This is a genomic window from Streptomyces sp. NPDC046862, assembly GCF_040704615.1.
GTDB lineage: Bacteria > Actinomycetota > Actinomycetes > Streptomycetales > Streptomycetaceae > Streptomyces.
In genome coordinates, this window is the sequence record NZ_JBEYXP010000119.1 from 1 (window position 1) to 7,006 (window position 7,006).

5 protein-coding genes are annotated in these 7,006 nt (G+C 67.1%); 3 read left to right on the forward strand and 2 right to left on the reverse strand.

Annotated features, from left to right (window positions below; translation table 11 throughout):
• The first annotated feature begins 166 nt into the window (after positions 1-166).
• From AB0959_RS52790 to AB0959_RS52800, 3 genes are read left to right on the forward strand one after another with little or no spacing between them, the layout of a single operon-like run.
• The gene (locus AB0959_RS52790; RefSeq protein WP_366834182.1) at positions 167-1,456 is read left to right on the forward strand and encodes a SidA/IucD/PvdA family monooxygenase; all 1,290 of its coding nucleotides are present in this window, start codon (positions 167-169) and stop codon (positions 1,454-1,456) included.
• Positions 1,453-2,034 carry a GNAT family N-acetyltransferase gene (locus AB0959_RS52795; protein WP_366834179.1) on the forward strand — a complete coding sequence of 194 codons (582 nt, stop codon included), beginning with the start codon at positions 1,453-1,455 and terminating at the stop codon, positions 2,032-2,034. The genes AB0959_RS52790 and AB0959_RS52795 overlap by 4 nt, the downstream gene beginning before the upstream one ends.
• Before the next feature lie 32 nt (positions 2,035-2,066).
• The gene (locus AB0959_RS52800; RefSeq protein WP_366834183.1) at positions 2,067-3,842 is read left to right on the forward strand and encodes an IucA/IucC family siderophore biosynthesis protein; all 1,776 of its coding nucleotides are present in this window, start codon (positions 2,067-2,069) and stop codon (positions 3,840-3,842) included.
• A 6-nt stretch (positions 3,843-3,848) separates the two neighbouring features.
• Here AB0959_RS52800 and AB0959_RS52805 read toward each other — a convergent pair whose 3' ends face one another.
• Positions 3,849-5,249: a SidA/IucD/PvdA family monooxygenase gene (locus AB0959_RS52805; RefSeq protein WP_366834180.1), complete on the reverse strand. Its 1,401-nt coding sequence runs from the start codon at positions 5,247-5,249 to the stop codon at positions 3,849-3,851.
• On the reverse strand, positions 5,246-6,727 hold the full coding sequence (locus AB0959_RS52810) for an aminotransferase class V-fold PLP-dependent enzyme (protein WP_366834181.1): 1,482 nt from the start codon (positions 6,725-6,727) through the stop codon (positions 5,246-5,248). The genes AB0959_RS52805 and AB0959_RS52810 overlap by 4 nt, the downstream gene beginning before the upstream one ends.
• Positions 6,728-7,006 lie beyond the last annotated feature (279 nt).

A 7,006-nucleotide genomic window follows, 5' to 3' on the forward strand; every position in this document is an offset into this window, starting at 1 on the left:
GGATCCACAACACCCCCCGCTCTCGCTCAACCAACACGCCAAACCGGCCCCACCCCGGCATGTGACTGAACACCGTGCTGGGCGAGCTGCTTTGAGGGCATGTCAGCCTGATGTGACGTCAGGTGGGCTGGTTGTAGCCTTGAGCGCCCGCTGGAAGGAGAGAACACTGACCTCCCCCGATGAAGTCTTCGATGTCGTCGGCATCGGCCTGGGTCCCTTCAATCTGGGACTGGCGTGTCTGCTTGAGCCGATCGACGAGCTGAGCGCGCTCTTCCTGGATGCCAAACCCGACTTCTCGTGGCACCCGGGCATGCTCCTGGACGGCGTTCACCTCCAGACCCCGTTCATGGCCGACCTGGTCAGCCTCGCCGATCCCACCTCGCCGTACTCTTTCCTCAACTACCTGAAGCAGACCGGCCGTCTGTACTCGTTCTACATACGCGAGAACTTCTATCCGCTGCGTACCGAGTACAACGAATACTGCCGGTGGGCTGCTGCGAGACTGACCAACGTCCGCTTCAACACGAAGGTCACGAACGTCGTTCACGCGGACGGCCACTACACCCTCAGCACCGCTCAGGGGGAGGTCTACCGGGCCCGCCGTCTGGTCCTGGGTACCGGCACACCGCCGTACATACCCCAAGCCTGCCTAGGCCTCGGCGGTGACTTCAGCCACAGCTCCCAGTACGTGCAGGTGAAGGCGGAACTCCAGCGGAAGAGTTCCATCACGCTCGTGGGAAGCGGCCAGAGCGCGGCCGAGATCTACTACGACCTGCTTTCCGAGATCGACGTCCACGGCTACCGGCTCAACTGGGTCACCCGTTCCCCGCGGTTCTTTCCACTTGAGTACACGAAGCTCACGCTGGAAATGACCTCGCCCGAGTACATCGACTATTTCCGGGCCCTTCCCGAGCACAAACGCTACGCATTGGAGTCCGCTCAGAAGGGACTCTTCAAGGGGATCGACGCCGAGCTCATCAACGCCATCTTCGACCTCCTCTACCAGAGGAGCGCCAGGGGCCCCCTCCCCACCCGGCTGTTCACCAACACGAGTCTGAACACCGCTGCTCACGATGCGGACGAGGCCGTGTACACCCTCGGCCTTCACCAAGAGGAGCAGGACAAGCACTTCACCGTCAGGACCGAGGGCCTGGTGCTGGCCACCGGCTACGCGTACGTGTCCCCGCCCTTCCTCGATCCCGTACGCGACCGGATCAACCGGGACTCCCGTGGCCGCTTCGACGTGGCCCGCAACTACTCCATCGACATCACCGGAGGGGAGATCTTCCTCCAGAACGCCGGCGTGCACACGCACAGCATCACCAGCCCGGACCTCGGGATGGGCTCGTACCGGAACTCCTACATCATCAGCGAGCTGTTGGGCTCCGAGTACTACCCTCTCGAAAAGCGCATCGCCTTCCAGGAGTTCGCCGCACCCGAAGGCATCGTCGTATGACTGAGCACACCCCGGACGTCATCTTCTCGGCCACCGACCGGGCACTCGGAGAGTTCTCCCTGCGGGCCCTCGCCCCCGTGGCCGACGGCTCGCTACTGCACCGCTGGGTGACCCACCCGAAGGCGGTGTTCTGGATGATGCAGGAGGCCGCCCTCGAGGACGTCGTACGGGAGTACTCGGCGATCGCTTCCTCGGCGCACCACGAAGCCTTCATCGGCCTGCACCGGGGGAAACCGGCGTTCCTCGCGGAGAGGTACGACCCGAGCCGGGTCGAACTCAAGGGTCTCTACGAGGCGCGGCCCGGCGATGTCGGCATGCACTTCCTGACCGCCCCGTCCGACACCCGCATCCCTGGGTTCACCCGGGCGGTGATACGCACGGTGATGGAGTTCCTGCTCGCCGACCCGGCGGTCGAGCGAGTCGTCGTCGAGCCCGATGTGCGCAACACGGCCGTGCAGGCGCTCAACGCGGCTGTTGGCTTCGTGCCGGAGCGGGAGATCGACAAGCCGGAGAAACGGGCGCTGTTGAGCTTTTGTACACGAGCACAGTTCGCAGCGGCGCGAGGAGCACGAGCATGAACTCAGTCGGCAAGAAACCCGGGGACACGGACATGAACCTCGCGGTCCCCACCGCCCATCTGACGCCGGATGCCTGGGCCACGGCCGGCCGCTCGGTCGTCCGCAAAGCGATATCCGAGTTCACCCATGAACGGCTGCTCTCCCCGCAGAGCCTCGGTGACGGCCGCTACCGGATCGTCAGCGACGACGGAAGCATCGCCTACGACTTCGAGGCGCGCGTCCTCGCCCTGAACCACTGGCAGGTCGACGCCGCCACGATATGTCGGCGTCGCACGGCCGACGGTGCGGACCAGCCGCTGGATCCGCTGACGTTCTTCGTCGAGCTGCGCGGCACCCTGAACCTGTCCGAGCAAGTCCTCCCGGTCTACCTCGAAGAGATCTCCTCCACCCTGGCGAGCAGCTGCTACAAGGCGTCCCGGCCCGCCCTGACCGCGGCCCAGCTGGCCCGGGCCGACTTCCAGACCATCGAGACCGGCATGACCGAGGGGCATCCCTGCTTCATCGCCAACAACGGCCGTCTCGGCTTCGGCGGGGACGAATACCTCTCCTACGCCCCCGAAGTCGCCGCCCCGGTCAGGCTTGTCTGGCTCGCGGCCCGCCGCGACCGAGCGTCCTTCACCGCCGGCGTCGGCGTCGACTACGAAACGCTGATGCGCGACGAACTCGGGGAGAGCACCCTCCGCCGCTTCCGGGACACGCTGCGGCGACGGGGGCTGGACACGGACGACTACCTGTTCATGCCCGTCCATCCCTGGCAGTGGCGGAACAAGCTGTCCGTCACGTTCGCCGCCGAGATAGCCCGCGAGCACCTGGTCTTTCTGGGCGAGGGCGACGACCAGTACCTTGCCCAGCAATCCATCCGCACCTTCTTCAACGCCACCCGGCCGGCCAGGCACTATGTGAAGACGGCCCTCTCCGTGGTCAACATGGGCTTCATGCGGGGCCTCTCGGCCGCGTACATGGAGGCCACACCCGCCATCAACGACTGGCTCGCGGAGCTGATCGCCAAGGACGACCTGCTCCGCTCGACCGGCTTCTCGATCATCCGCGAGCTGGCGACCACCGGCTACCGGCACCTGGAGTTCGAGGCGGCCACCGACCGCACCTCCCCCTACCGCAAGATGCTCGCGGCGCTCTGGCGCGAGAGCCCGGTACCGTCCCTCGGCGAGGGCGAGCGCGTCGCCACCATGGCCTCGCTGCTCCACGTCGACCGTAAGGGGCAGTCGGTCGTGGGCGCGCTGATCGCCGGGTCGGGCCTGCACCCCGAGGCGTGGCTGCGCCGCTATCTGCGTGCCTACCTCACGCCGATGCTGCACTGCTACTACGCGTACGCGCTGGCCTTCATGCCGCACGGGGAGAACGTGATTCTCGTCCTCGACGAGCACGGAGCGGTCTCGCGGACGATCTTCAAGGACATCGCCGAGGAGATCATCGTGATGGACCAGGAGACGGTCCTGCCGCCGGCGGTCGAACGGATCAGGGTGGACCTGCCGGAGGAACACAAGATCCTGCCGATCTTCACCGATGTCTTCGACGGTTTCTTCCGCTTCATCTCCGCGATCCTCGATACCGAGGGCGTGCTGCGGGAGGAGGACTTCTGGCAGCTCGTCGCCGAGTGTGTCTCCGACTACCAGGCGTCGAAACCGGAATTGCGGGAGACGTTCGAGAAGTACGACATGTTCGCTCCGGAGTTCCCGCTGTCCTGCCACAACCGGCTGCAGCTGCTGAACAACAAGCAGATGGTCAATCTGACGGATCCGGCGAGCAGCGTGCAACTCGCCGGTACCCTTCGCAATCCCATCGCCTGAACACCCCTAGCCGGGTACGGCCCCGGACGACACCCCGGAAGACACCATGGCCCCACCCGGCGCGTGCCAGGTCCCGTCGATACCGAAGGTGGTGAAGGCCGTCCGGCTGGGCAGCGGGTAGGCCTGGTCGCCGGTCAGCGCGTTGAGGATGACGGCGCTGCGCCATGCGGCGAGACCCAGGTCGGGTGCGCCCACGCCGTGACTGTGGCGTTCCGCGTTCTGCACGAAGACAGAGCCTTCGACCGGCTCGCCGAGTACGAGCCGGTACGCCTCGTCGATCTGTGGCCGCCCTCCGGCGTCCTTGCGTATGTGCGGCGCCATCGACTCAGTCAGCGTCGTGACGGAGCGCTCGGTGTAGCCGGTGGCCAGAACCAGACCGTCCGTGGCGAGGGTGCCGTGGGAGGCCTGCTGGAGGTGCGAGAACTTGAGTTCGAGCCGACCGCCCGAGCGCCCGACGGAGCGCAGGTCGATACCAGGGGTCAGCATGACATCGGGCCAGGTGTCGTCGAGTGAGCGCCGGTAGAGCTCGTCCTGTATGTCACCGAGCGTCTCGGCGCTCACGCCCTTGTACAGCTGCCACTGCTGCGGCAGCAGCCGGTCCCGTACCGGCTCGGCGAGGCCCTGGAAGTAGCGGGTGTAGTCGGGGGTGAACTGCTCAAGGCCCAGCTTGCTGTACTCCATCGGCGCGAACGCGGGAGTACGCGCGATCCAGGCCAGTCCCTCGCGGCCTACGGGCCGGCGGCGGAGCAGGTCGAGAAAGACTTCCGCTCCCGACTGACCGGAGCCGACCACGGTGACGTGGTCTGCGGACAGCAGTTCGTCACGGTGGGCCAGGTACTCCGCCGAGTGCCAGACCGGCTCCGTCTCGTCGTCGACGAGCGGCCGCAGGTGCTCGGGGACGTGGGGCGCGGTGCCGACGCCAAGGACGAGGTGTCGGGCGGAGAGCTGACCCACTCCCTGCGCCTCTCCGTCCGCGCCCACCCGGGTGAAGTCCACGTCGAATGCGCGGCGTGCGGTGTCCCAGCGCACCGTGTTCACCACGTGCCCAAAACGGCACGCGGGCAACTGTTCGCTGACCCAGCGGCAGTAGGCGTCGTACTCGATCCGCTGTATGTGGAACCGTTCGGCGAAGTAGAAGGGGAACAGCCGCTCCCGGTGGCGCATGTAGTTGAGGAAGGACCAGCGGCTGGTCGGATCGACAAGGCTGACCAGATCGGCCAGGAAGGGCACCTGGAGGGTCGCCCCCTCGATCATCATCCCGGCGTGCCAGCGGAAGGCGGTGCTCTGTTCCAGGAAGGCGGTCCGCAGTCCGGGAAGACCGTCGGCGAGGGCGGCGAGGGACAGGTTGAATGGACCGATACCCACCCCGACGAGGTCGAGAGGCTCTTCCTCGGAGTGCTTGCTCATCGGTCTTCTCCACGGGTACGAGGGGTGGTGCGCGTTGTGGTCGCGGCGTCGGCGACGAGCTTCAGCACGCGTGCCAGGTCGGTGGGGCCGGCTTGAGGGTTCAGTAACGTGGCTTTGAGCCAGAGGCGGTGATCGCCCGACTCGTCCACGGCCCAGGCCCGGCCCAGCACCGCTTGCCCGTCGGTGAGGAGCTTGCGCCGCACGGCCGCGACGAGTTCGTCGCCTTCGCGTGATGGCAGCTCGTCCGCCGCGACCGGCCGGAACAGCACGGTGCTGATGCCGACCTCGCCGGGACGCAGCCGGAGGTCCGGATGGTGGGTCACCGCCTCCGCGAACTCCTCGGCGACACTGACGCACCGGTCGACGAGATCCCCGAGTCCGGCACGGCCGAGCGCCCGCAGTGAGACCGCGATCTTCAGGACGTCGGGGCGACGGGTCGTGCGGATCGAGCGGTGGAGCAGATCGGGCAGCCCGGCTTGCGTGTCGTCACCCGCGTTGAGGTACGACGCTTCGAACGCGAGGTGTTCCAGCATCCGCGTGTCCTGGACCGCCAGGATTCCGGCGGCGACCGGCTGCCAGCCGAGCTTGTGCATGTCGAGCGTGACCGAGACGGCCGAATCGAGGCAGGCCAGCTGCCGAGTATGGCGATCGCTGAACAGCAGCATCCCGCCGTACGCCGCGTCGACGTGCATCTCGGCACCGTGCCTGGCGGCGACCTCCGCCAGCTCGGGCAGCGGATCGATCACTCCCTCGTCGGTCGTACCGGCCGTCGTCACCACGAGGACAGGGGCGGCTCCCGTGTACGCGGTCAGCGCCTCGTCGAGAGCGGCGGGCTCCAGGCGCCCGGCACCGCACTCGACCACCATCGGCTCCGGCAGTCCCAAGGTCCAAGCCGCTCGGTGCACACTGTGATGCGCGTTGGCCCCGTATACCACCTGCAGGGTGTCGGCGCCCGCGGCCCGGGCCCGCTCACGGGCGAGCAGCAGCGCGACGAGGTTGGACTCGGTGCCGCCGCTGGTGATCAGCGCGTCCGGGCGGGGAGCCCGCGGATAGACGAGGCCGGCCAGCGCGTCGGTGACATCCTCCTCGATCACCGTAGCGGCGGGGGCCTGGTCCCAGGAGTCCATCGACGGGTTGAGGGCCGCGGAGGCCAGCTCCGCGGCAGCCGCGACGGCCAGCGGCGGGCAGTGCAGATGGCCCACGCAGTGCGGATCCGCCGGGTCGGCGGCACCCCGGGCCATGGCGCCCACCAGCGAACTCAGCGCTTCGACTGCTCCCGTGCCGCGCTCCGGCAGAGCGAGCGACCCATCCCTTCGGACCTGCGCGGCGACAGCCTCGGGGCCGCCACACGGCAGCGGGCCGCCTCGCTCGCGGGCACCCTCGGTCAAGGCGTCGAGCACGACTTGGGTCAGTTCCCGAAGCACAGGGGCGCCTTCCTCGCCCTCTGCCAGCGCCGTATCAAGGGCATGACCCCTCATCCTGCCGCCCTTCGGTGGTGACGGAACGTTGTGATCATCTTCTCTTTCCACACATCCCTGAGAGCCGGGCGGGTCGGTGAGGTTCACTCACCCCCGAAAGCCGACTTCGGATACTCGTGCGATGAATGACAGCGTACGCGACATGAGTAACCGCTCTCAGTCCTCGATCTCTGTCCCGAAACATTGCGGTCCGGCACCACATGTGCGGCAACTCCCGCTTTATCGACGCGAGTTCACAAGAATTGACCAACCGTCAGGCCAGCTGATGGATATGTGTGG

What these genes read in the sequence shown, in the direction of transcription:
- AB0959_RS52805 (WP_366834180.1), bottom strand. Translation starts at nt 5,249, where the DNA reads ATGAGCAAGCACTCCGAGGAAGAGCCTCTCGACCTCGTCGGGGTGGGT.
- AB0959_RS52795 (WP_366834179.1), top strand. Translation starts at nt 1,453, where the DNA reads ATGACTGAGCACACCCCGGACGTCATCTTCTCGGCCACCGACCGGGCA.
- AB0959_RS52810 (WP_366834181.1), bottom strand. Translation starts at nt 6,727, where the DNA reads ATGAGGGGTCATGCCCTTGATACGGCGCTGGCAGAGGGCGAGGAAGGC.
- AB0959_RS52800 (WP_366834183.1), top strand. Translation starts at nt 2,067, where the DNA reads ATGAACCTCGCGGTCCCCACCGCCCATCTGACGCCGGATGCCTGGGCC.